Below are 22,764 nucleotides of genomic sequence, written 5' to 3'. Positions count from 1 at the left end.
GAGAACGATAACCTTTCAAGCCTGTGGAATGTTTGAGTTCCAGAGAAGCAGTCTGATGTGGGGAATAACTTGGCAAAATTCTAAACCAATTTCTAAGATAGGCCTGAGTCTCAACTCGTTGTTCAAAAGTCTACTATTTATAGCCCATCCAGTGCTCCTGTTAGTTCGGTTTTGTTTCGGCTCGCAACTCAATTAAGTCGGAGTATTAATTGAGATGGATGTTCATTGCCTCTAACAGTTGCACGTAATATTTGAACTCACGGACAATATGAGCGATCGGGGCGACTGAGATCAGCTACGAGGATCTCTAAGTTATTTCTGCATGATATTGGAATTTTCCTGCTTGACAATCTTAGCTCTTTTTGCTATATTAGCGGCAAATTACAATACAAAATGTCAATGGATGAAAAAGATTTTGATTTTCGGAAAGTCGATCGAGGAATCATTTCGGTCTGGTGGTTTCTTCTGATGCATTGGGGATCAGATTTGTTTTGCCTGATTAAGAAGGGTCATTGTTCGGTGAACCGACGTTGCTTGCACGCAGCGATTTTTCGTATCGAAGTGAAATGAGGGAGGAGAAGAATGTCACAATATGCCGAGGGTCGTTTGCAGAGCGAAGATGGTTTGACGTTATTCACCCGAAGTTGGCGGCCAGATGGAGTGGAGACGAAAGCAGTGACGATGATCGTTCACGGACTGGCCGAGCACAGTGGCCGGTATGTTCATGTGGGCGAGTTTCTCGCGGGACGTGGGATTGCAGTAGAGGGCTTCGATCTTCGAGGTCATGGCCAGTCATCAAGTCCTGGAAGCAAAACGTATGTGAAGCGCTTTGATGATTATATTGCGGATGCACATTTGATGTTGCAGCGGCTGATGCAGCGCTACTCCGGGTTGCCGATCTTTGTATTGGGTCATAGTATGGGAGGACTTATCGCCAGCCTGTTGGTAGTAAGTCGACAACCAGCCATTCGTGGTCTGATCCTGAGCGCCCCAGCCTTGAAAATCAGCGATGATATATCACCGGTGTTAATCAAACTATCGGCAATTATCGGCAAATTGCTGCCAAATCTCCCGACCATTAAATTAGATAGCAGTGCCATTTCGCGAGATCCAGAGGTGGTTCATAAGTATGACACCGATCCGTTGAACTATCGCGGTGGTATTCGGGCTAGAACCGGGGCTGAGATCAATCGGGCCACCCAACTCATTCAGCGACAGATGGAAGCGATCCAATTGCCGTTATTGATCCTTCACGGAACGGCCGATCGTCTGGCAGATATAACTGGTAGCAAGCAATTGTACGAGCGGGCGCAGTCCAGCGATAAGGAATTGAAGCTTTACGAAGGATTTTATCATGAAGTGATGAACGAGCCAGAGAAAGAAAAAGTCCTGAATGATATTGCGAGCTGGATCGAAAAAAGGTGCTAATGAGTAGGGAGCAGTAATCAGTGATCAGTGATCAGTAATCAGTGATCAGTAATCAGTGATCAGTAATCAGTGATCAGTGATCAGTGGGGAAGGAGCGGAGTAGCGAGAGAACGGCTGATGGAGGATTGACGGAATAAATTGTGAGGGTTTGGATGTATATTTTAGCAATTGATCAGGGGACGACCGGGACGCGGGCAGTGTTATATGATGAAAAGGGGCGAATGGTGGATAAATCGGATCGGTCATTTCGGCAGATTTATCCCAAGCCAGGTTGGGTTGAGCATGATGCAATGGAGATCTGGCAGACGGTCATCGATACTGTTCAGGAATTATGTGCTCGAAACACCGGCGGAATTGCTGCGATTGGGATCACCAATCAGCGCGAAACGACAGTGATCTGGGATCGGACCACAGGACAACCGATCCATCATGCAATTGTTTGGCAATGCCGGCGTACTGCGGATGTTTGTGAGCGATTGAAACCGAAAGAAGAGCTGGTTCGGCGCAAAACAGGTCTTCCTGTCGATGCATATTTCAGCGGAACGAAAATCAAATGGTTGTTGGAGCATGCGGCTGGGCATCGAATTGAAGATCTGCTGTTCGGGACGATCGATAGCTGGTTGATCTGGAAATTAACCGATGGTCAGGTTCATGCGACCGACTATACCAATGCCTCCAGGACCATGATCTTCAACATTATCGAAAAACGATGGGACGAGGAATTGTGTCAATTGTTGAACATTCCGCTCCACATTTTACCGGCGGTGAGACGGTCCATTGATGATTACGGTCGAGTGACAGCGATCGGTCCGCTGGTTGGTGTGCCGATCTATGGGGTAGCTGGGGATCAGCAGGCAGCGCTCTTCGGGCAGGCCTGTTTTTCACCGGGACAAATCAAAAACACTTACGGGACGGGCTGTTTCCTGCTGATGAACACTGGGGATGAGGCGATTTTTTCGAATAAGGGCATGTTAACTACCCTGGCCGTAGCGGGGGATGGTTCGCCATGTTACGCGTTGGAGGGCTCGGTATTCATCGCTGGGGCGGCGATCCAATGGCTAAGGGATGAGTTGCGGATCATCCAGACATCGAAAGAGAGCGAAGCCGCGGCACTCGCGGTTCCGGACAATGCGGGGGTTTATATGGTTCCCGCTTTTGTGGGGTTGGGCGCTCCACATTGGGATATGCAAGCGAGGGGGGTGATTGTCGGTTTGACCCGCGGCGCCAATCGCAATCACATCGTTCGCGCAGCGTTGGAGGCAATGGCCTATCAGAGCTATGATGTGCTGACCGCGATGGCGGCCGAAACGGGCATGATGGCTGAGAAGTTAGCCGTAGATGGTGGAGCCGTTGATAACAATTTTTTGCTTCAGTTTCAAGCCGATATCCTGAATATGCCCGTAGTCCGTCCAGCCATCATTGAATCGACATCGCTGGGGGTCGCTTTTATGGCAGGATTAAAGGTTGGTATGTGGGAAAGCAGCGAGGAACTATCCCAACTGAAGATGATCGATCGTGAATTCCGACCAGCAATGTCCAATGAACAACGTGAGCAATTACTCAGCGGGTGGCAGAAAGCATTGCGCCAGGCGATGCTCAAATAACGTTCATGCCCATGATAATCTCAATTGGCCTTAATTCAAATCGCTTCTACATGAGGGGTTTGTTATTGATAAACAAAATCGATAATATTGTGAGTGTCTGATGGAAACAATACTGGCGATCGACTGTGGTACGCAAAGCGTCCGCGCGATGTTATTTGATTTTCATGGGAATCTGGTCTTCAAGTCGAAAATAGAAATCGAGCCGTACAAATCGCCGCGGCCTGGCTGGGCTGAACAGGATGCCGAATATTACTGGGATCAACTCTGCGCCGCGTGTCGCCAATTATGGAAACTCTGTGGTCGCAAGCGACCAGAGATCAAGGGCGTGACCCTCACCACGCAACGCAGCACGCTAATTAATGTGGATAAAGATGGCCAGCCGTTGCGTCCAGCAATCCACTGGTTGGATCAACGGCGCATCGATCGGCAGCGAGTGGTCGGGCCGCTGGCTAATTTTGTCTATCATTTGGTAAAAATGGATTACGCGGTCCAATTTGCCCATTCAGAATGCGAGGCCAATTGGATCATGAAACATCAGCCAGAGATTTGGGAACGAACGCATAAGTACCTGTTTCTGTCGGGCTATTTGACTTATAAATTGATCGGCGAGTATCGTGACTCCGTGGGATGTCAGGTGGGTTATGTGCCATTTGATTATCGAAAGATGAAATGGGCTGATAAAGGGCATTTAAATCGGCGACTCTTTCCCATCGAGTTAGAGAAGTTGCCAGAGTTGGTCGAGCCGGCACAAGAGCTGGGCCAAATCTCGAAATTGGCGGCCAAAGCCACTGGTATCCCAGAAGGGATCCCGTTAATCGCAGCGGCAGCGGACAAAGCATGCGAGATTTTGGGCGTCGGCGGCATAACACCCAACATCGCGTGCCTCAGCTATGGGACGACCTGCACAACCTCGATTATGACTTCGAGATACCTTGAAGTGATCCCCTTTATTCCGCCGTACCCCAGCGCCATTCCGAAGACCTACAATACCGAGATCCAAATTTTTCGGGGGTTCTGGATGGTCAGTTGGTTCAAAGATCAATTCGGTCATCCCGAGAGAGAGTTGGCCTCGAAAAATAATGTTGCACCAGAGGCGCTTTTTGACCAATTGATCTCCGACATTCCCGCGGCGTCGATGGGATTGATGTTGCAGCCGTACTGGGCGCCCGGGGTGAAAATTCCTGGACCTGAAGCCAAAGGAGCGGTGATCGGATTTGGCGATGTTCATGGTCGCGCGCATCTGTATCGGGCGATTTTGGAGGGATTGGTCTATGCGCTGCGCGAAGGGACAGAGCGGACTCAGGCGCGATCCAAGGTGAAGATCACCGAGGTGCGCGTCTCCGGCGGCGGCTCGCAGAGCGACCAGGCGATGCAGATCACTGCCGATGTGTTTAATCTTCCTGCCAGCCGATCAAAAGTCTACGAAACATCAGGACTGGGAGCGGCAATCGATGGCGCCGTCGGATTGAAGGTATATCCTGACTTCGCGACTGCGGTGCGGGAAATGACCAGAATTGGTGATGCTTTTGAACCAAAACCAGAACACGCTCGAATATACGATGCCCTATATCATCGGGTCTATAAAAAAATGTATCAGCACCTCAGGCCGCTCTATGAAGAAATTAAAGCCATTACGGGGTATCCAGAGCTGTAAAATTGTCCTTGGCTATGGTTCGGCCATCTCGACCGAGTGCCTTTTTTTGCAAGAATTAAATTTCAAGTCATCTCTTCAAGCCCGCAAACGTGATTTAAGGTCAAAATAAAATTCCAATTTTATTCTGAGCGACTGTGGGGAGCGAAGATTCATTTCTTTTTTTTTAGAATGTCTGGGCTTATTGAAAAGATTTTTCGGTGCTTCGTGCCTCAGAATGACAGGATTTCGCCATGCAATCCCTTGGGGGAACGCGCCTGTGATTGAGGCGGACCGAAAGGCTGAATTTTTCATCGATAATAAAAGCGGCAATGGACCACAAATCGGAGCGTGTGGCGATTTGTATCAATTCGGAGCAATTATGGAAGCGATTGAACTCAGTCCAATTGATTATCTCTTTACAGGTGAAGGTTCTCAGCCGATCACCTTTGCGTTTGTTTATTCTCAAAGATTAGACGCGAAGATTTTGCAGGCCAGTTTGATTGAGGCGTTAGGTCATTTTCCGATATTGCAGAGTCAATTGAGAGCCAGGCGGGCGTCGGATTTGGAGTTTTTCTTGACCGATGGTGGGCTGAGCTTTGATGTCGTGATGTCCCGCCGAGAATTTGCGCCATCGGATCAGATCGACCAATACATTGCACCGGTGAAGACTATCGAGGGGGAACCGATGTCGCGAATTACGCTCACGCAGACGCCGCAGCGCTCGGTTCTGGCGATCAGCCTCTCTCACGCGCTGGTGGATGGATTCAGCTATTTTCATTTCCTCTCCAGTTGGGCGCGCATTTATCGGCGTGAGCCAATTGTATCGCCCCATCTCGATCGGACGGTGCTAAACCCCAATAGTCAGGCTGAACAACCTCTCACTGCTGAGGACATATATACTCGATGTGGCTTATTTTTTGGCGCGGCGAGGCGCGACTCCAAAGCTTCGAAGCAAAATCAGGAGCGCCTTTTTATCAGTGAGGATGAAATTAGAACACAATTAGCGGCTGCGAAACAAACATGTCAAATCCAATGCACTGAAAACGATGTGATTATGGCGCACTTATGGAAACGCTATTTGCCGCAATGGTTTAATGGATCTAATGTCAATAGGTGCTACATAACCTGTCCAGTCGATATTCGAAGGTTGCTCCCCGAATTCCCAAGAAATTATTTTGGGTGTGCCCTATGTTTCGCGACAGCATCGATCTCTCGCGATGAATTGCAGCGCGCTTCTGAGGCTGAGCTGGCGGCATTGATCCGAAAGTCGGTGAATCAAATCAAGCCTCCCTATATTTGGGGGTCAGTGCAAACGCTCAATTCTTTTCGTCTTCAGCATGGGCTGAACGCAATGGCAAAAATTCATTTGCGACACCCCACTCAGGGGATGATTGTCACAAATCTAACCCGCTTGCCAATACGCGAACTGGACTTCGGGGCCGGAACTCCGGAACATTTTTTGGTCTATACTGATATAAGCTCCAGCGCTGCAATTTTGGCCAGTCAGAAAGGGGTTGAGGTCATTGTTGTGCATCCAGATGGTATCGAATGAGTTGATAATTGCTTCAGCAATTCGAAAGCAAATAACGCTTGAAAGAAGATGACCTCCAACAGATCCGTTTTGAATCCGCAGTCACAAATCTTGCATCCTATGTGATTTCAGCCAGCGAGGTTTTCGTACGATTCAATTCCTACCGATTCCACAGAATAAGTCATTGCGATAAGCAGTCCCTCCTGTGATCAAATGCCTTCGAATGCTGGCTTCCTTAGACCTTTGGATCCATAGGACTCCTGCATTCCCAGGAGCAACAAACACTCATTTCTTGGTTGTCCATTTGAGTGAATATTGTGAAGAATTATGAAATTCCAACCCGCTGAGCGGCCAGCGAAAACAAATGAGAGAGTCATGTCTTTTTTAGAAGTCTGATTTGCGACAGGTCATGTGACTCCTTTAGAAAAGCTGTCGTTATTGCATGGATCTGATCAGCGCGACTTCATCGCATTCTGGGAATTTGGGACAATTGAGACAATCCTGCCAGGCCTTATGGGGCAATTCTTTTTTATCCACGCGGACAAATCCGAATTTTTCAAAGAAGCCCGGTTTATAGGTCAGCGTGAAAATTTGAGGCAATGCCAGCTCATAGGCATCTTTGATAAGAAATTCGACTATCTGCCGACCCAATCCTTGTCCGGTCCGCCCCGGTGCAACAGCCACGGTTCGCAGTTCAGCAATATTCTCCCAAACGACATGCAAGGCACCGCAGGCGATCACCTGCCCATTATCCTCGATGACCACGTAGTCCCGAATAGAATTGTAGACCTGAGACAACGATCTCGCTAGCATTTCCCCTTTGGCGGCGTATTGATTAACCATTTTTACTAATTGGGGGACATCTTTAATTTTTGCTCTTCGAACCATTTTTCCCTCTTACAATTTGAATGGACTGAACCAACTTATCGATGGCTTCATCAATGTGGTTCCGTTCGATAATAAGCGGCGGAGTGAGGCGCAAAGTGCTTTCTCCAGCTCGTGCGACGATCAATCCGTTATTGAGACAGGTGGCAATGACCTGTTTAACATCCAGTTTGAAATCGATGCCAATCATTAAGCCGAGACCTCGAATGGCAGTAACTTCTTCAAATGGAGATAGACGCTCAGCCAATTGGGAGATGAGATAGCGGCCATTGTGTGCCACTTGCTGAAGCAAGCCGTGTCCAAGAATTCTGGAAACCGTGTGGGCAGCGACGTGAGCCACCAACGGTCCCCCGCCAAAAGTAGAGCCATGATCCCCAGTTTTGATCGCGCTGGCAACCGCATCGGTCATGAGGATCGCGCCCATGGGCAAGCCCCCGGCAAGGGGTTTCGCCAGAGCGAGAATGTCTGGCTCAATGCCATAATGTTCATAGGCGAAAAATTTTCCAGTGCGTCCCAGACCGCATTGGATTTCATCCAGCACCAATAAGCATTGTTGTTTGCGACAGAGTTCTTTTAAACCCTGCAAGAACTCTGGCTCAGCGGGGTGAATGCCTCCCTCGCCCTGGACCGGTTCCACCATGATTGCCGCCGTCTTTGGGCCAATGCGCGACTCAACATCGTTCAGATCGTTGAAAGTTGCAAATTGAAAGCCGGGAAGCATCGGTTCAAAGCCCTCCCAATATTTTGGCTGGCCGGTTGCCGAAAGCGCGCCCATGGTGCGGCCATGAAACGAACGATTGAATGCGATGATCTCATGACTGTCTTTGCCCCTATTCACGGTGGCCCATTTTCGGGCGATCTTGATCGCGCCCTCGATGGCTTCTGTCCCGCTATTACAGAAAAAAACTTTATCCGCAAAGGAGTGATCCACCAAGAGTTGGGCCAATCGCACCTGGGGTTCTGAATAGTAAAGATTGGAGCAATGCCAGAGCCGGGCCGCTTGTTCTGTTAACGCCTGCTGAAGTTGTGGGTCGCAATGACCCAGCGCATTCACGGCGATCCCAGCTACAAAATCTAAATATGCTTTGCCTGCGACGTCATAAAGATAAACCCCTTTCCCATGGCTGAACACCACTTCGGAGCGGGCATAGGTTTGCAAATGGACCCGATGCTCGGCTTCTATAATCTGTTTTGCATTCATCTTTTTATCCATAAATTGTCGTTCCAGATTTTGCCCGTCGTTCAATTAAATTGCGCAGTGTGCCAGGGCCCTGCCAAGAAGTGATATGGACCCAGGGCACGTGGTTCAGCAATGCCTCGAAGGCCGATTCGAGTTTGGCGATCATGCCATCCTTGATAACTCCATCAGCAATGAGCTTCTTGGCTTGCGAATAATTGATCTGAGACAATATTTTGTCTCCAACTTTTACACCGGGGACGTCGGTGAAATAGATCAGACCCGCGCATTGACATGCTGAAGCGATGGCCGCTGCGGCACTATCGGCATTGACATTATAGCTGTCACCAGCCTCATCGGCAGAAATGGGCGAAATAATCGGCACCCGATGTTGATTCAGACTCTCCAGCACCGGCGATGGGTTCACTTGCTTGATTCGGCCGACAAATCCCAAATCTTTACCATTGCGGCGCATCGGTTCTACGAGCAACAAGCCCTCAGTTTTCCCAGACAATCGACGGCAACTCAGGCCGTTTCGGCTTAACAGCCGTGCGATCCGCTCGTTGATCGTTCCAGACAGCACCTGTTCGACGATGGCGATGTCCTCAGCAGAGGTCACTCGAAGGCCATCGACGAATACCGATTGCCGATTGGCTGCTTTTAGCGCCTGGGAAATTTCGGCGCCGCCGCCATGGACAATAATGAAAGCGATATCTTTGAGCAGCAATTGCTCCTGAGCCAGCTCCTGATAGGCGGATTCGCCATCGAACGCTTTGCCTCCAATCTTCAACAAGATTTTGCTTCGATTCATAATACCCCCATGGTTTCTGGAAAACCTAACATGATGTTCATATTTTGGACTGCCTGCCAACTGGCGCCCTTGCCCAGATTATCGACGGTGGAAAAGATGATCGCTAGATCGGAATCTGGGACTGTGGCAGCGCTCAAGAAACAAAAATTGGAATGATTGGCCATTTTTGAAGCTGGTAAAGCCTGGTCCAAGACTTGGATAAAGGGCTCGTTCTGATAGGCTTCGCTGAGCAGCTTGATCAGCTCCGACTGTTTTAGAGCCGATTTTAGGTGAACATAGATCGTGGAGAACAGGCCGCGAAACATGGGCGCAAGATGCGGGGTGAATATCACCCGCATCGTTCGACCCGCTATTTTTGATAACTCCTGTTCCATCTCTCCCACATGGCGATGGGTCCGTCCCGGCTTATATGGGCTAAAGTTCTCGTGAATTGCCCCAAAATGCGTCGTTTTTGAGGGCGTAGCGCCAGCCCCTGAAACCCCTGATTTTGAATCTACAATAATCTGATCGTTTGCGATGACATCTGCTTTGAGCAATGGAATGACAGCCAACAAAACCGTTGTCGGATAACAGCCTGGATTGCTGACGATCGCCGCTGTTTTTATCTTTTCGCGGTTCCATTCTGGGAGACCATAAACCACATCATGAAGCAGCTCTGGGGCTGGATGTGGAGAATCGCACCAATGTTCATAGCTCGAAGCCGTGTCATATCGAAAATCGGCACCCAGGTCGATCACTCGGACCGATTTCTCTAAGAAAGGCCTGGCCCATTTTGCCGACTGGCCTGCAGGAAGGCATAGAAATACGAGGTCCACTGGAATAGCTATCGCTTGTTGAGCGGAACAAAAGATCCTATCACGATAGTGCGGAAGGTGCGGAAATACCTTTCGTATTGGTTGTCCTTGTTCTTGTTCAGAACTGGCGAAGCTCACCGTGATCTCTGGATGGTGTGCTAATTTCCGCAATAGCTCTTCTCCGGTATATCCGGTAGCGCCGATAATTCCAATGCGTTTCATGAGGAATGCTCCAGAGAATAGTTGATCAAACAAACGTCAAAAAAAATTATTCAGCAACTGCACCAAAAGAAAAAGCATGAACTCCCTTCATGCTCGATAGCTTGCAATGTCTAATGAAATAGAAAATCGCTTTCGGTTCCGAACTGATGTTCTTTCGGTTTGCGATATAAAAGATGATTTCAATTTACTGTCTTTTGGTCACAAAACGATCGCTTTAGCTCGTCACCAAGTTTCCCTTGTCGCGATTCTCTCGATGCCAAATTTATGTATGATACTCCGCGTTGATTTTGATGTAATCATAGGTGAGATCGCAGGTGTAAACCGTAGCAGAAGCCTCGCCGGCACCGAGTGCGACGGAAATGCTGATCTCGGGTTGCTGGAGAGCTTTTTTCATGGCAGCGCGATCAAAAGCGATCGCTGCGCCGTTCTGCGCCACAGGAATATCTGCAAATTTGATCGTGATTTGGTCGGGTACAAGTATTACACCCGATGCGCCCACGGCGGAAATCACCCGTCCCCAGTTTGGATCTTGACCAAAGATAGCGGTTTTTACCAGGAGCGAATTAGCTATGGCTTTCGCCGCCCGAAACGCCTCTGTTCGAGTGGCTGCTTTTAGAACCGTGACGCTCACCAATTTCGTGGCGCCCTCGCCATCCGCAGCTAATTCTTTGGTGATGGCCATAGAAATCGCTCGCAATGCGGATAAAAATTTCTGGTAGTTTTCGCCTCTGGAATCGATAATTGGACTGCCACTCAGGCCATTTGCGAACATGAAGACTGAGTCATTGGTGCTGGTTTCTCCATCAATAGTCAAGGCATTGAGCGTTTCGGCGACGACTTCGGCCAATGCTGCTTGAAGTAACTCGGAAGTGATGGCGACATCTGTAGTGAAAACGGCAATCATGGTGGCAAGCTGAGGATGGATCATGCCGCTGCCCTTGGCTATCGCGCCAATGTGGCATATCTGGCCATTGATCTCGAATGTGATGGCGAAATGTTTGGGCCGGGTATCGGTGGTCATGATCGCTTGAGCCGCCTCATCACCCCCAGTAGGAGAGAGACGCTGACTGGCTTCTGCAATCCCTGAACGAATCAAGTCCATGGGCAAGTAGTGGCCGATCACGCCGGTTGAAGCAACCAATACCAAGGAGGGGTCGAGATTGAGCGCGTTTCCGACTAGCTCGGTCATGAGCTTGGCGTCCGCCAGCCCCCGTTCGCCGGTCATGGCATTGGCGTTGCCGCTATTGATCACCAGCGCCTGAGCGAGACCCCTTTGAACCAGCTTTTGGCTGAGGATAACCGGAGCGGCCTTGATCCGGTTGCTGGTGAACATGGCCGTAACTGACGCTGGGATCTCGCTGACCAGCAAAGCTAAATCCAGACCTTGCTGCTTGATCCCGCAGCGCACACCGCATGCGCGATAGCCACGCGGGGTAGTGATTGAGCCGTTCCAGACGGTATCAGTTTCATTCAACATAGCTGCTCCAAATTTTAAAGCTGCAAATAAAAAAAATTTTTTCTTAAGAGTCAATAATTATTTTTGGCTAAAAAAAAATTTTACATTTCAATGACAATCACGGGGTGACTGAGACAGAAGTCGAAAGATTGGATGGTTGCATAAAAGAAGTGCAGATTCTAAGTCGATGATCATCCGATGCCAGAAGATTTCCAGCATCGGACGATTCAACTAACAGAGTTAACCGTGAGTTGCCGCCGGCCGTTGCTCAAGTCCAAATTTGGTATTCGCTCTGGGCGATGATAACGAGTGCGCTGGAGTCATCGAATTGGAGCTGGACTTTAGCGGGAACGATTTCAGGCTGTATTTCAGGAATGTAAATGCGGTCGATATGGATCACCTTATCGGGAGCCGTGAAGCTTTTCACGCCGACGGCGCCGCCAAAATGATCGCTGCGGCCAAAGGCGATGTGCAGCCCCAATTTTTCGTCGAGCAAAATCTCGCCGATCGGTTTCACGCCGAAATCACCCAGAACGCCGAAGCCGATTTCAGCGATATTGCCATAGGCGGGTTCAGCTTTAATTTTTTGAGCTTCCACAGAGGAGGCAGCACCTGTGCTTATCACCTCGCAAGCGATGTTCTCCTCGATGCGGTAGAGCACAATTTCATCGCCAAATTGAACTGGGAGGATGCCATGGGATAAGCTGGGCTCGCCCTTTTCGCCCTCATAAGGAACGATATAGGCCTCGCCACTGGGTAAGTTACCAGCCACGCCTGGCTCGGGAAAGCGACCAGCGCTGGCATGCGCCGTCCGATAGCGCAGATCGAAATAGACCTGATACTGCTCACCAGTCCTCAAGGCAAAATCCATCGTTACCCCAATCGATTTATCAAGATATTGTTTGATTTGATCGACACGCCGATTGATCTCCCTGTAATCTAATTTGAGCGCCGGGATCATGGCAGCAGAAAAGCCCGGCATGGTCGCCGCGCGAAAATGATATTTTTTAGCTAACAGTTTCAATGGCGCGGTTGTGGAAAACTCAGTCGGCGCCAAAATTATCTGATATCGAGCGAGCTGGGATTCGAACTCGAACGGCTGCCCGAGGGCCGATAAAGTTGAGCCATCTAGCGATGAAACATCGCCATCGTAGAAAAAGGCTTTGGCTGGCAGATCTGCGTTGTTGCTGTGCACGTTCGGATAAAAGATCAGGTCAACACGTTCCAGACCCAGTTCGTTCTTTGCCTGGTTCAATTTCCAATGCCAATCTGAGGCCAGTTCTCGACGCCTTCGCCACTCTGGATTATCAGGTATGATTTGATCTGGAACGTCCACAAGGATCGCCAAGTTTTTATCCTCCTCACGCAAGGAGAATACCGAGCCGATCAGATGTTTCAATTCAGTTTGGGAAAGATTTTCAGTCATAATGATTCCTTCTTTTGGTGATCGCTCTGCGAATGAGATCGTGCCTTGGATTCAGTCTCAACTCCGCAATGACAAAGGAACTCATTCGATCAACAGAATCGCTTGCATAATCGAAAATTGGAAAACTAAAAAGCATGATTGGGGCTTATTCAGATGATCTTGATGTCGATTTCGAATCGAAAATTCCGATCACAAATGTTCATGTTCAGAAAGTACGCTCAGGAAATTCTTGTAGCGTCAAAATTTGGCAAAGGACATCTTTATGATCATTGACTCAGAATGTGCGATCGCATGATGCGGTTAAACCCTGGGTCAGTCTTCTGCTGCGATCATTCATTTGATTTAAATTTTGGGGCTTCGAACATTAAACTGCCCTTCTCGCTGCCCCCTGAAATCTGAATTGGATAAAGCGAATCGATCTGTACCACGGTCTGAACATCAAGTTCGTTGAACAGCCCTCTCAAGTTAACCATGTATATTGCCGACAGCGTATCTCCAATCGTTCTCTGGAACAATTCACTTTGGTACCGATATTTCGGAAAACCGAATCCCTGGGCAATGGTTTTGATCCGAATAGCTTGATCAAAGCGGCCGCTTCGTACGATAATATCGCCGCGATTTAGCGCGAGATGGAGTTTGACAATTTTAAACAACCCTTCTTTATTGACCGAATGAACTGACTCTCGATAGAACGGCTTGGAGAACAGAAAGATGAAGATCAAGATCGCCGTTGCGAGAAGACCGGCAATGGCTATAAGCAATCGTTTTTTGGGGCTGGCAGGGCTGCGCTTTGATTCATGGGCGATTTCGGCAGATTGGACCTCATGCTCCGGGATCTTCAACCCCCAATAAAATAAAATTGCGGCCGTTAAATAGGTGAGCCCTCCAGACCAGACGACATCGGAGAGGAAATGACCGCCCTGGGCCATGCGGGCTAAACCAATGTAGATACCGAGTACCAGGCTAAACAATAAACTTCCGTAAGCCAATGCCCGGCGTCTTTGCTTCCAAAAGTAGTACAAGGTGATGAAAAAAAATCCCATGGAGCAATGTCCGCATGGAAATGACTTGCCTTTGCCTGGGGTACCCGGTTCCCAAATCTCCTTGAATTCCCATTTTCCAGCAAATTCCTGAACCTGGCGCGGGCGAGGTCGCCCCCAATGATCTTTCAGTATTGCATTGACCACCAAACCTGGGCCGATCGCAAGAGTTAAGATGATAAAAAGAAAATGGCGCCGCAGCGTTCTCATTTTCGATCTCATCCAACTCAAAATAAGCCCCACACACGCAAAAAATGTCAAAAGGATCGCGGGCAGTGTTCCATAATGGTAGGCGATCCTCCAACCGAGACTATCCTTTTGATACCAAGCTGACTCTGAACCAGCACGATAAAACAGCTCCTGAACTTTGAAGTCTAATTTGAAATAGGATATAATCAGCGTCAGCACGATGAGGGATATGACTTCGAACAAAACAATCAGGTATTTTGTGTTTTTTACTTCCATGCGGATAATCCGTGCCTAATGCGGTTGATCCCAAATTTATTGGCGATGAAATATAAGAAAACTTTGCTCGGTTCGCAACAACTATTTTTATCAGCTAAGCTATCAGACGGAGGCAAAGACAAGTTTATCGCTTGACAATTCGGTGAAAATTTGCTATAATTTTGCATCACAGAATATGAAATGATCTCAGAATGAAACCATTGAGAGCTTTTCATGCCTGGTGAAGTGAATTTTATTTCCTATGATGGCGGTGATAATCTATCAAACTGCCTCGAATGAAGTGGTTGCAAACCCGAATTGAAAATTCCTTGCAAAAATATGGATCAATTTATCATGAAAGGTGGATATGAAACAATCGAAAACTGATTCTATTCGACCCAATCTGACAATTTGGCTGTCTCCTGCTGGAGCGATCTTGATCCTCATCTGCTTTTTTCTGCCCTGGCTGGAAGTAAGTTGCAGTGGCAAGAAGATCATTGGAAGCGGATTATTTTTTGCACAAAAGGCCGCGCCGCTCTGGTTGATCCCTGGGTTTGCGGTTATCGTCCTGCTATTATTTTTCTGGTACCGAAAAGGACTCCCGCTCGGCTGGTTTAAAGTATTTCTGATGACTTTAGCTGCGCTGGGGATCTTGATGGTAGTGTTCACTTATATTTCGATCGAACAGAAGCTGGGGGGCTTTCTGGTAAAGCGCATCACCAGCCATGAGATCAAGGGTGGATTAATTGGGACAGGGATCGGCTTCCTGCTGATTATCCTTTCTGCGCTGGGGAGTAGTGCACAAAAGAAATGAATGAAATTTCCAAAAAGCTGATATGGCCTAGGAACAAAATTGAGACTTTTTATTGAACCAGATCTATATCTCGATAGCCAATTTCGTGCCTAAAAGAAAACCTTTAAATTTGAACCAAGAATGTCATTCTCATTCGACAACTGGCTATTGGCGTCAACTTAAGAATGAAATGCTATTTTGAGCGATCAGCCAAGGGACTATTAGCGTCCGCATCGGATATTTTGTTTTCGGATACCTCTGAAACGGTCAGCAACTCCTATTAATTGTCATTGATGCCCGAATTAATCCGGGCATTATTGACGAACTCAGATCGTTTTCAATAACCATTTTAACGGTTTTAACATTTTTTGAGCTCAAGTTGACGGTAATGGCCAATCGGCGGATGCTCACAATGACAATCTTTACCCATTCATTCCCTTAGATCCACGCCAAAGGCCAATTGACGGGCCAAAATGATAAAAAAGGGAGTTTTCGTTCAAGCAGTATTTAAAGTCTGTCCGAAAATGCGATGAACCCAATTTAATATCCCACTGGCCTCGGCGGCCGCACCTTGCTGACCCAAGTTTTAGGTGTTGAAATAGTCGTTGCCTCAGATTGGGTCGTATCGGGAATAAAGACTTTCCTCGGCTCAGAGGATTTGGCAATTTGGAACGATTCCTCGGCGATTTTGATGATCTCCGGCTTCAAGCCTTGATTGGCAATGCGCTCGGTGAACTTGCGCCGTCCCTCGACGATGTCTTTTAAATAAGCATCGATCTGTTCCCGCGAGTAAAGTTTAAACGGATTATATTGATCGAGATCGTAGCCCTCGCAATACACAATCTCTTCAGTACCGAAAATCCCCTTTTGATATCTATTCGAACCCCGCAGATCGCCACGCTGAATAGCTGCCATGAGATCGATGGGAACGCGGGTGACCTTGCGGACCAATTGCTTTTTCTTGACACCGTTCTCAACATATTCGTTCAAAATTTCACCGACACCACCAGTGTTGTACTGGAAGAATTGGACTTTCCCCGGATATTTTTCTACCAGATCCATGATGATATTATAGAACCGATTCACCTTACGGGCTTCGGAACCGATGATGAAATCGTCGGTTCCTACGATGCGCACGGACTCACCCGCCTTGGCTGGTACCGTGGCAAAACTGTGGGTGGATTCGCCCCAGAGATAAGCCATGACGCCCTGCTCTGGGGTCAATCGCTGGGCGAACGGCATGATTGTGTTGCGTCGAGTGATGAAGGCGAAGATCAGTCCATCCAGCTCCTCCAGCGATGGCAGGTTTATGGTCTTGGATTCAATGGGCACCAATTTCCTTCCTCGTTTGATGCGCAGTTTGTCCTTCCGGATCACGGCTCGACCATTGGCACATAGCCGTTCGTCGAGAAAATCCGGATTGCCATTGGAATCGATCATCACGTTCTCGTATAGGGCGGTCTTATCGATTAGCGCGTAATACATCGCCTCTTGGAGATTCTTATCCACATCGGTCTTCACGAAGAAATTGGCCTCGCTGCCATAAGCCGAGCCATCGTTTCTCAAAAACACAATATCGTCCTGTGTCGCCTCTGTCCGCTCGCCCTGCTTATAATCCAAGCCAAGTTGATGGCACGACCATGTGGATTTGCCTGTGGCCGTGAGGCCGAACAAGAACACACCATAAACTTTGATCTTATTAGTCTTCACATCGCGGACATAAACCGTTTTGGTGCCAGAATGAAGTCCCAACATCCCATGTTCGTCGGCCCACCACATGGCCTGTCGCAGAAAGCCCTTTTTATCTTCGCCCATGTAGTCGGAGCCAAGGCAGATATTCAAATTGTATTCTGGCAGCGCTAGCACCTGCTGGCGAATTTGATGTTCTTCGGGAATATGAATCATGATGAACTCAGGCCCAGGCCGCTTGCTCGGTTTGAACATAGTATTGCCCCACATATAGGCAATGCGGTAGTTTTTGGGATCGGCAACAGACATGTATAGATTGCAGATGGGATTGAATTCGCTATTATCGCCCATTTGGCGCCGCAAATGAACAAACGGGAGCGTTCGCATATAATAGAGAACCTTGTGCAATTGTTCCGGGGCATTTTCGATCAAATTTTTCTGCACATCGGTCGGGTTAGGCAACCAAACATTTTTGCTGCCCAAATACACGGTTTTGCCTCCCAGGCGGCTGGACATAGCGGAACGCCATCCGTAAGAGCCAAATTTGGTCCTCACCCCAGTCTCCAGCGCCGGCTTCTTCAAATCCTTCAAATCGACATGCTTAATATTCGGTCCGTTCAATAACGGCAGCAGGTTCTCATAAAATCGTCGGTACTCTTCCTCGTGATAGACCACATCGCTCATAAGCTGCATCCTATTTCTTCCTGAAGATGATTAATAGATTTCGAGAATTCAAAACTCATACTGGAATTGATTGATTGGGCGATTGGGTAAATCAGTAATTCGTTATTTAGGTAATTGGGGGAATGAGGCAATTGGGCTATCATCGGCATATTGGGGCTTTTGGTGATCAAAAGGAAATTGACAAAAATAAATTTGGTTAAGAAACCAATAGCGACTTATATAAACACGTTTCATGACGATAGGCTAACAGATCATCGGTGGCCCAAACGCCCCATCTCCAAGTAGCCAATTTCTTCGCTCACCTGATTCGTCAATTTTTTGAAGAAAAATTTACCCAGATAGCCGATCTTTCAATTAGGATCTATGTATCCTCATGAGTCCTTCAGCCCCGCTGAATATCCTAAAAACTTTTGTCGAATATAAGCTTTTTGGGGATAAAAAGCAAATGATTTTTAAAGTGCGATTTGGCTCTTAACAGAGATCATTGGAACACCACCAATTTCAACAAAGATTCAAAATAACCAACTATTTCATTTTTGGAATCATTTTGTAACGTTAAGAAGTTCCATTATTAGAAAAAACGAAGGTAAGCAGAGTCTATAGATTAGCTATTATTTTAACCCCCTTCCCCAAAATAACATGCCTGGAATAGGATTGGACGAATTTTTTAGCAAGAATACCATCGAGAAGAAGATAAATTAAATAGGGCTAGTGTCTATCGATCATAATAGGCTATAAAAGTTTATTGTTTTCTGTTGGCAAATTTAAAGAACAAACTAAAAAATATCGTGCTATCCGCTCAGTAGCGAAAAGGAATGATAATGGAAAAAACGGTATGATTTCCTCCATTCGCGGGATTGAGAAATAGTTGGCGCTGGCAAATGCTGAGAGCGGATGGAAACCGCTGAACTGATTGGGAAGAGTTTCTTAGTGGTTTCGGGGTAACATGATGGATCTTGGTGTTCGGTTCATGCAGAGGGTTCTTGCATTCGCAGGAATGACAATGGAAAAAAGGCTCCCTGGATTTGGGGAGGGCGACAATTCTCATCAGAGAAAGGAGAGGTTCGTTCTATGAAAGAACAGTTCATTTTAGCACCATGCTTTTTTTCATCCCTTTCATTCTCTTCAGTGGAGAAGTTGAAAAAAGGTAGCTTGGACAGTGACTCAAAATTTCGCTTCAAGAAGAAATTCAATTGCTGCAAGACATTTCTCCAATCCAGTTGTCCTCTCGATTGATAAAATTGAGCCCCTAAGCCCCGAGAATTCGGCTAGGACGCTTGGCTATATTGCAGAGCTCGAATCGAAGGGGTTCCTTGTAATCTCAGGCAATACTGACCTTGATCCTGTGATCGCTTACTCATTTCGATATGATTGGAATCCAGACATAAGCCAGGATAATGTTTTTTATCAGATATTGAAATGTGACCTAAAACAGCGAATCGAAATGATCGATCAAATATCCAGCGATGTAAAGGATGCGAGAAATAGCGCATGGCAGTATTTGATGAATGATGATTTGGCTCAGATTAGCAGTTATTTATTCCGTCAATGGCCTCAGGAGGGCACGACCTCCACGGGAGGTTGGGTGGAAACAACCTGGCATCAAGGCTGGCCTTATAACAATTTTTGTCCTATTGATCAAAGCACCACTAATAGAAGTGTTGTGGGTTGTGTGGCCACAGCCCTTGCGCAAGTGATTAACTATCATCAGAGCATTGGGATTTTGCGGTTCAATTCTAATGATGGCTATACGACTTTGACGCGCAAAATCAAATTAGATTCCGACAATGCATTTTATGATTTCCCATCGTTCCAACGCTTAAACGGATATCTTGCTGAATTAAAATCGAAGTATCAGACTAATCGTACTCTGACTTATCAGCATTTGGCAGCGCTAAATTTTTCATGCGGCATTGTGGTTCAAATGTGTTATACGAGCAGCGTTTCAGGATTCGGTCGCTTCCATACTGAAAAAGAAATTTGGATATCCTTTAGCTGATTACAAAGGGAATTTGGTCAATGATAAATCGCCCAGCGACTCATATTATATTTTGCTAGAAAATATGATGAATGGGTTACCTGCGCCATTGGAAATAGGTGTTACTGCTTTTTATCGTTTGCATGCAATTGTTTGCGATGGATACAATACAGATGGTTTTTATCATTTAAATTTTGGCTGGGTAAGCGGGTCTCCCAATGATACTCAAGATGCCTGGTATCTTTTGCCGAATGGCATGCCTGCAGGATACCAATTTGTGATTTCAGCGACGATCAACATCAATCCCGATCATCACTATCCAAAAAAAATAGCTAGCGATAAAGATATCGTCTACCTGGATGGCTGTGTCGTGAGGGATACTTCTCGTTTATAACAGTCAGGGAGCACAAGTGAAAGCTTTGCTTCACGATTTTGTGAAACCAGGGGTTCATCAAGTCATTTGGAATGGAACAAATGACCTAGGTGGCGCTGTCAGCAACGGCTGTTACTTCGTTAAGATGAAAGCAAAGAGTTTCAGTGTATGAAAAAGCTCTTGATCATTAAGTAGCTGAGGCGTGGACCGTGGATGTGGGTGCACACCCAAGATGTGATGTCTAATAAGATTCATAGATGCAGTTGTCTAGAAAATGGACGATGTTTGCTTGGGGTATATATGTTCTACGATTGGGGCCGTGCTGTCTTTGGATGGATTATGGCGGAAATTTATGAATTGGTTCCGAGGTTAAGAATGGCGCGGCGTATTAATTGATTCGCGAGTGAGAAACTTTTCGGCAGATAGGATTGTAAAACGAGCAAAGTTCATCCTGTCATTCACTTATACATGCAAAGAGACGATCATGGGATTTAAATGCGGATTAGTTGGCCTCCCGAATGTGGGAAAATCCACCATCTTCAACGCGCTGACGGCGCTTCAGGTCCCTGCCTCGAATTACCCATTTTGCACCATCGATCCCAATATTGGCATCGTGCCCCTGAAAGATGAACGGCTGGAAACCATAGCCAGGGTCATTGGATCGGCTAAAATCACGCCCACCACGCTGGAGTTTATCGATATTGCCGGTCTGGTGAAAGGGGCGAGCAAAGGGGAGGGACTGGGCAATCAATTCTTGAGCCATATTCAGGGGGTAGATGCCATTGCGCATGTGGTGCGATGCTTTGAAGATGCGAATGTGGCGCATGTCAGTGCCCAGCTCGATCCTATTGCGGATGTTGAGGTGGTGATGACGGAATTGATCATGAAAGATTTGGAGATCGTGGAGCGGAAGCTGGCGCGATTAAGCACAGCAATGAAATCGGGTGATCCGAAGATAAAGGAGCAGTGGGAAATTTTTTCGGAGATCAAGCAAGGGCTTTCCCAGGGGATTCCATTAAAGCGAATGCAGATATCGTCCGAGGCGCGGGAAGCGCTAACCGAGCTGAACCTATTGACGCTGAAGCCAGCGATTTTCATCGCCAACGTCGGTGAGGAAAATTTCAAAGACGACCGATATGCCAAGCAACTGCAAGCCTATGCTGAGCAGCACAATGAGCCATGTGTGGTAGTCTACGGTAAAATCCAGGAGGAAATTGCTCAGCTCGATCCAGAGAGTCAGCCTGAGTTTCTGCGCGAGTGGGGGCTGGATGAACTGAGCCTCCATCAGGTTGTTCGCGCTGGGTATCAAGTGCTAAATTTGATCACTTTTTTTACTGCGAACAAGAACGAGGCACATGCATGGACCATTCCGAGGGGCACGCTGGTTCACAAGGCAGCCGGCAAGATCCATTCCGATTTCGAACGGGGGTTCATCAAAGCTGAGGTGATCAAATATCAGGATCTGGTTCTGCATGGCTCAGAAGCCAAACTGAAAGAATTGGGCTTGGTGGCGATCCATGGCAAGGATTACGTGGTCGAGGATGGGGATTTGATTTTTTATCGATTTCATAATTAATCTACTCCACAAGGTCAAATAAGGCCACATTGTCCAGGCAGGCATCTGCAAGCCTATTAAAGCCAAGCCTCAATTTCTAAAAAGATCCCTGCTTTTGCAGCAATGACACTGTATTCTCCGAATCCTATTTTAATAGAATCAATCGATGCCATAATATAAACTTAATTCTCTGCCATTCTTATTGGCATTTAGCGGGCAGGAATCTGCGAGTGATATGACCTCAATTTAACAAGATTTATAAACCTAGAGAGTGCAACACTTCCTTCAGTCAGTTAGCTTGGTATGACACATTGATAAGGGGCAAGGGGATTAAAGATTTGTTGCTTTTATTGGTCGGAATAAGTCATTCCAAGGGATGTCTCTCAGGTTATTTTCCCAATCTCTCCTTCATTTTTTCCACGAAGCTATACGGGATATTGAATTGGCCGATCATGACTGGGGATTTGTTTTCAGCGTGACAATCCGAGCCACCAGTTTCGAGCAAATGATGTTTTTGAATGATCTCGCGATAGTGGTCCACTTGTTTTTGAGTGTGTCGGGGATGGATGGTTTCTATGCCCTGAAGTCCAAGCTTGATCAGGTCCATCAAACCATCATCGGTTATATCCATTCCGGGATGAGCAATGACGCAGAGACCGCCAGCCTGATTGATCAGAGAAATCGCTTCGCTGGGAGTGATTTTAAATTTGGGGACGCAACAGGGGCAGCCGTCGCCGATGTATTTGTTGAAGGCTTCCTGATAGCTATGAACGTAGCCATCTTCGACCATCGCCTCGGCGATATGAGGTCGACCGATGGAGCCCTGACCAGATTTTTTCAGGATTAAGTCCAGCGACAAATAGATGCCGTATTTTTTGAGCAGCTCCAAAATTTTCTTGGCACGTCCGAGCCGCTCCTGTTGAAAGAAGGCAATATATCGGTTCAAATGTTGATTCCGATGATCGATAAAATAGCCAAGCAAGTGGATGTCGAATGGACGGGAACGGGCGGACAATTCGACTCCTGGGATGAACTCAATGCCCTGATGTCGGCTATAGTGAAGCGCTTCCTCAAGGCCGGCGATATCGTCGTGATCGGTGATACTGATGGCTTTCAAGCCGATCTTTCTGGCGTAGTCAATGATCTCCTTTGCGGAAAATGCGCCATCTGAACGGTTGGAGTGAATATGGAGATCCACTTTCGACTGAGAAACAATGTGATAGGATGATGCGTTCACGAAA

At 47.3% G+C, this 22,764-nt stretch carries 15 protein-coding genes and 1 pseudogene; 7 read left to right on the top strand and 9 right to left on the bottom strand.

Annotated features, from left to right (window positions below; all coding sequences use genetic code 11):
- Positions 1 to 582 precede the first annotated feature (582 nt).
- The 4 genes from ONB37_03395 to ONB37_03380 all read left to right on the top strand — a co-directional run bounded on the left by ONB37_03395 (position 583) and on the right by ONB37_03380 (position 6,217).
- Positions 583 to 1,428, top strand: coding sequence for a lysophospholipase (locus ONB37_03395; protein ID MDZ7399191.1), 846 nt, complete (start codon positions 583 to 585; stop codon positions 1,426 to 1,428).
- A gap of 152 nt (positions 1,429 to 1,580) precedes the next feature.
- Positions 1,581 to 3,032: a glycerol kinase GlpK gene (glpK, locus tag ONB37_03390; protein ID MDZ7399190.1), complete on the top strand. Its 1,452-nt coding sequence runs from the start codon at positions 1,581 to 1,583 to the stop codon at positions 3,030 to 3,032.
- 100 nt (positions 3,033 to 3,132) lie between these two features.
- The gene (locus ONB37_03385; protein MDZ7399189.1) at positions 3,133 to 4,686 is read left to right on the top strand and encodes an FGGY-family carbohydrate kinase; all 1,554 of its coding nucleotides are present in this window, start codon (positions 3,133 to 3,135) and stop codon (positions 4,684 to 4,686) included.
- Positions 4,687 to 4,900: 214 nt separating this feature from the next.
- Positions 4,901 to 6,217: an acyltransferase gene (locus ONB37_03380; protein MDZ7399188.1), complete on the top strand. Its 1,317-nt coding sequence runs from the start codon at positions 4,901 to 4,903 to the stop codon at positions 6,215 to 6,217.
- A 414-nt stretch (positions 6,218 to 6,631) separates the two neighbouring features.
- Here the strand turns inward: ONB37_03380 and ONB37_03375 are convergent, their stop codons facing one another.
- From ONB37_03375 to ONB37_03345, 7 genes are all read right to left on the bottom strand, one after another.
- The gene (locus ONB37_03375) at positions 6,632 to 7,084 is read right to left on the bottom strand and encodes an N-acetyltransferase (GenBank protein ID MDZ7399187.1); all 453 of its coding nucleotides are present in this window, start codon (positions 7,082 to 7,084) and stop codon (positions 6,632 to 6,634) included.
- Complete coding sequence (locus ONB37_03370; GenBank protein MDZ7399186.1) at positions 7,062 to 8,294, bottom strand: aspartate aminotransferase family protein; 1,233 nt, start codon at positions 8,292 to 8,294, stop codon at positions 7,062 to 7,064. Before ONB37_03370 ends, ONB37_03375 begins: the two co-directional genes overlap by 23 nt.
- Entirely contained in the window at positions 8,287 to 9,069 is a 783-nt protein-coding gene (gene argB / locus ONB37_03365) for an acetylglutamate kinase (GenBank protein ID MDZ7399185.1), read from the bottom strand. Before argB ends, ONB37_03370 begins: the two co-directional genes overlap by 8 nt.
- Positions 9,066 to 10,085, bottom strand: coding sequence for an N-acetyl-gamma-glutamyl-phosphate reductase (gene argC / locus ONB37_03360; GenBank protein MDZ7399184.1), 1,020 nt, complete (start codon positions 10,083 to 10,085; stop codon positions 9,066 to 9,068). The genes argB and argC overlap by 4 nt, the downstream gene beginning before the upstream one ends.
- A 262-nt stretch (positions 10,086 to 10,347) precedes the next feature.
- Positions 10,348 to 11,562 (bottom strand): bifunctional glutamate N-acetyltransferase/amino-acid acetyltransferase ArgJ, encoded by a 1,215-nt coding sequence (gene argJ / locus ONB37_03355; GenBank protein MDZ7399183.1) that lies wholly within the window; start codon positions 11,560 to 11,562, stop codon positions 10,348 to 10,350.
- A gap of 247 nt (positions 11,563 to 11,809) precedes the next feature.
- Positions 11,810 to 12,967 (bottom strand): hypothetical protein, encoded by a 1,158-nt coding sequence (locus ONB37_03350; protein MDZ7399182.1) that lies wholly within the window; start codon positions 12,965 to 12,967, stop codon positions 11,810 to 11,812.
- A gap of 329 nt (positions 12,968 to 13,296) precedes the next feature.
- Positions 13,297 to 14,472 carry a phosphatase PAP2 family protein gene (locus tag ONB37_03345; GenBank protein MDZ7399181.1) on the bottom strand — a complete coding sequence of 392 codons (1,176 nt, stop codon included), beginning with the start codon at positions 14,470 to 14,472 and terminating at the stop codon, positions 13,297 to 13,299.
- 346 nt (positions 14,473 to 14,818) lie between these two features.
- On the opposite strand from ONB37_03345, the gene ONB37_03340 reads away from it, so the two are divergent.
- Positions 14,819 to 15,265, top strand: coding sequence for a hypothetical protein (locus ONB37_03340; protein ID MDZ7399180.1), 447 nt, complete (start codon positions 14,819 to 14,821; stop codon positions 15,263 to 15,265).
- 519 nt (positions 15,266 to 15,784) lie between these two features.
- On the opposite strand, the gene ONB37_03335 is transcribed toward ONB37_03340, so the two are convergent.
- Positions 15,785 to 17,626 carry a phosphoenolpyruvate carboxykinase (ATP) gene (locus tag ONB37_03335; GenBank protein ID MDZ7399179.1) on the bottom strand — a complete coding sequence of 614 codons (1,842 nt, stop codon included), beginning with the start codon at positions 17,624 to 17,626 and terminating at the stop codon, positions 15,785 to 15,787.
- Between the two features lie 1,495 nt (positions 17,627 to 19,121).
- Between ONB37_03335 and ONB37_03330 the strand changes: the two are divergent.
- Positions 19,122 to 19,989 (top strand): annotated as a pseudogene (locus ONB37_03330) (C10 family peptidase).
- Between the two features lie 463 nt (positions 19,990 to 20,452).
- Positions 20,453 to 21,544 carry a redox-regulated ATPase YchF gene (ychF, locus tag ONB37_03325; GenBank protein ID MDZ7399178.1) on the top strand — a complete coding sequence of 364 codons (1,092 nt, stop codon included), beginning with the start codon at positions 20,453 to 20,455 and terminating at the stop codon, positions 21,542 to 21,544.
- A 367-nt stretch (positions 21,545 to 21,911) separates the two neighbouring features.
- Here the strand turns inward: ychF and ONB37_03320 are convergent, their stop codons facing one another.
- Entirely contained in the window at positions 21,912 to 22,760 is an 849-nt protein-coding gene (locus ONB37_03320; protein MDZ7399177.1) for a PHP domain-containing protein, read from the bottom strand.
- Positions 22,761 to 22,764 lie beyond the last annotated feature (4 nt).

This window comes from candidate division KSB1 bacterium (assembly GCA_034506395.1).
In the GTDB taxonomy this organism is placed as follows: Bacteria; Zhuqueibacterota; Zhuqueibacteria; order Thermofontimicrobiales; family Thermofontimicrobiaceae; genus Thermofontimicrobium.
Note: the sequence above shows the minus strand (reverse complement) of the source record. Positions and strands in the feature narration are given on the sequence as shown.

Excerpts from the sequence above, each read along its gene's own strand:
- ONB37_03395 (MDZ7399191.1), top strand. The coding sequence starts at position 583 with ATGTCACAATATGCCGAGGGTCGTTTGCAGAGCGAAGATGGTTTGACG.
- glpK (MDZ7399190.1), top strand. The coding sequence starts at position 1,581 with ATGTATATTTTAGCAATTGATCAGGGGACGACCGGGACGCGGGCAGTG.
- ONB37_03385 (MDZ7399189.1), top strand. The coding sequence starts at position 3,133 with ATGGAAACAATACTGGCGATCGACTGTGGTACGCAAAGCGTCCGCGCG.
- ONB37_03380 (MDZ7399188.1), top strand. The coding sequence starts at position 4,901 with ATGACAGGATTTCGCCATGCAATCCCTTGGGGGAACGCGCCTGTGATT.
- ONB37_03375 (MDZ7399187.1), bottom strand. The coding sequence starts at position 7,084 with ATGGTTCGAAGAGCAAAAATTAAAGATGTCCCCCAATTAGTAAAAATG.
- ONB37_03370 (MDZ7399186.1), bottom strand. The coding sequence starts at position 8,294 with ATGGATAAAAAGATGAATGCAAAACAGATTATAGAAGCCGAGCATCGG.
- argB (MDZ7399185.1), bottom strand. The coding sequence starts at position 9,069 with ATGAATCGAAGCAAAATCTTGTTGAAGATTGGAGGCAAAGCGTTCGAT.
- argC (MDZ7399184.1), bottom strand. The coding sequence starts at position 10,085 with ATGAAACGCATTGGAATTATCGGCGCTACCGGATATACCGGAGAAGAG.
- argJ (MDZ7399183.1), bottom strand. The coding sequence starts at position 11,562 with ATGTTGAATGAAACTGATACCGTCTGGAACGGCTCAATCACTACCCCG.
- ONB37_03350 (MDZ7399182.1), bottom strand. The coding sequence starts at position 12,967 with ATGACTGAAAATCTTTCCCAAACTGAATTGAAACATCTGATCGGCTCG.
- ONB37_03345 (MDZ7399181.1), bottom strand. The coding sequence starts at position 14,472 with ATGGAAGTAAAAAACACAAAATACCTGATTGTTTTGTTCGAAGTCATA.
- ONB37_03340 (MDZ7399180.1), top strand. The coding sequence starts at position 14,819 with ATGAAACAATCGAAAACTGATTCTATTCGACCCAATCTGACAATTTGG.
- ONB37_03335 (MDZ7399179.1), bottom strand. The coding sequence starts at position 17,626 with ATGCAGCTTATGAGCGATGTGGTCTATCACGAGGAAGAGTACCGACGA.
- ychF (MDZ7399178.1), top strand. The coding sequence starts at position 20,453 with ATGGGATTTAAATGCGGATTAGTTGGCCTCCCGAATGTGGGAAAATCC.